This window comes from Streptomyces sp. CO7, assembly GCF_053474865.1.
In genome coordinates this window covers 199,309-201,024 of record NZ_JBRIOU010000005.1, presented here as the reverse complement: position 1 = coordinate 201,024, position 1,716 = coordinate 199,309, and the positions used below count along the sequence as shown (strand labels likewise).

Genomic DNA, 1,716 nt, shown 5'->3' with positions numbered 1-1,716 from the left:
ACGCGCCACTGCCCGTCCGGCAGCCACCCCCGCCCGGCGGCGCAGTCGTCGGTGCTCCCGTCGCCGGAGCCCGCCCGGTAACGGGCCTGCCGCTCACCGCCGCGGCGCAGGGTCAGGGTGGACCGGTCCGGGTGCTGCGGATTCTTGTCGAACACCAGGGTCACCTCGGGCCGCGCCGCGGTCGAGGCCCCCGCCGTGCCCAGCATCCCCGCCGCCACGGCCAGGACGACCGCCGCCCCGCACGCGCCCCGCGCCCACCGCGTTCCCGTCGCCGCCACCGCACTCCCGCCTTCCACCGAGCACTCCCCGTCCGGCTCCGGGCCGGCTCCCGTCCGGCGTGCCCGCGTACCGCCGCGGACCGGCCGTCCATCGGCAGCATCGACAGCGCGGAGCGGGCCGGGGAAGCCCGCCCGGGTGCAGCCACCCGAACGGCAGGAGCGCACCCTCCTCACGCGCCCCCTGCGCACGCGGTGAGCCCCCTGGTCCCACCGGTCCGGACACGCCGAAGCGCCGGCCGTTTCCCCGAGCGGTACGGGAAGGGCCGGCGCGTCAGCGTTCAGGACGAGGGGGCACCGCTCAACGACGGCTCCCACCGCGGCCGTAGTGGGCCGCGTCCACGAACGCGCCCCGCGCGTCCCGGAGGGTGGCCGTCTCACCGTGGTTGTCCCACACGTAGTGGTGGCGACCCTGGTACACGTGGCCGCGACCGTCGTAGCCGCGTCCGCTGTGCACGAGCACCGACTGACGGGGCGCCAGGCGCACGTTGCCCCTGAAGGTGTAGACGTTGTGGTCCTGGTCCCGCAGGGTCCATCCCCGCAGGCTGACGCCGTGACGGCCCTTGTTCGTCACCTGGACCCACTCGCCGTTCAGGGAGCGGTTCGACCGGTTCTCCGGGCCGGGCGAGTCGGCCCGGACAGCGGTGATCTCGACCGAGCCACGGCGGTCACGGTCGCCGCGGTGGTGGTCCGCGGAGGCCGGCAGGGCCGTCGCGCCGATGGCGGAGCCGGCGACGAGAGCGGCGGCGATGAAGCGCTTGAGGGGAGACATGGGGTCCCTTTCGTGCGGCCCCGACCGGCCCACGTGGGCAGTGGGCCGGCTGAGGCGATGTGCAGGTCCCGGCGGGCTGCCGAGGGCTCGAACTCTGCCGCCGCGGACCCGGAGAAAGAGACACGAATCAGGCGCTGTTACGAATCACGGACATTGGCGTTACTTCCCTATATGCCGCTCAATGTCACTCACTTGGGTGCAATCAATGGTTACTTTCCATGTGCACCCATCCCGGAACTTCGGGCCGGAAGCATCACCCGCGTCCCAAACATCCCCCCTCCAGAACTCCTTCACATCTCCTTCCGGCGCCGTTACCTATCCGCCCCGCCATGTCGAACACCCATGCCGGTCAGCGTCGGCGGGCGAACATCTGCGCACCACCACACCTCGCCGCGACGCCTGAACGCGTACCGGCACACTCAGCCGTCCCAGACCTCCGAGCGTGGATTGACCCATGCCGTGGACGTCGCCCTCCACCGCCTCGCCCCGAACACCGCGCCCGCCGCCAGTCCGGCCGTCAGGCGCAGGAACTCGCCTCGCGTCATCAGCACTGTCCTTCCAGGTGAGGGCCCCTCCGGATCGATCAACAGAGCCCGTTCCCGCAGGATCAGCACGGCCCGGCGCGCCGCACAGACCTCTCCCCGTCCGTTCACCCGGACGGCCGGAGCC

The 1,716-nt window shown here is 72.4% G+C and carries 2 protein-coding genes and 1 pseudogene; all 3 read right to left on the bottom strand.

The genetic code is table 11. From position 1 onward, the window contains the following. Positions 1-278 (bottom strand): annotated as a pseudogene (locus ACOV8S_RS19345) (hypothetical protein); the annotation flags it as partial. Between the two features lie 298 nt (positions 279-576). Then, complete coding sequence (locus tag ACOV8S_RS19340) at positions 577-1,047, bottom strand: lamin tail domain-containing protein (protein WP_448319061.1); 471 nt, start codon at positions 1,045-1,047, stop codon at positions 577-579. Positions 1,048-1,466: 419 nt separating this feature from the next. Continuing rightward, the gene (locus ACOV8S_RS19335) at positions 1,467-1,592 is read right to left on the bottom strand and encodes a hypothetical protein (RefSeq protein WP_448319060.1); all 126 of its coding nucleotides are present in this window, start codon (positions 1,590-1,592) and stop codon (positions 1,467-1,469) included. Between the last annotated feature and the right edge of the window lie 124 nt (positions 1,593-1,716).

Excerpts from the sequence above, each read along its gene's own strand:
- ACOV8S_RS19340 (WP_448319061.1), bottom strand. The coding sequence starts at position 1,047 with ATGTCTCCCCTCAAGCGCTTCATCGCCGCCGCTCTCGTCGCCGGCTCC.
- ACOV8S_RS19335 (WP_448319060.1), bottom strand. The coding sequence starts at position 1,592 with ATGACGCGAGGCGAGTTCCTGCGCCTGACGGCCGGACTGGCGGCGGGC.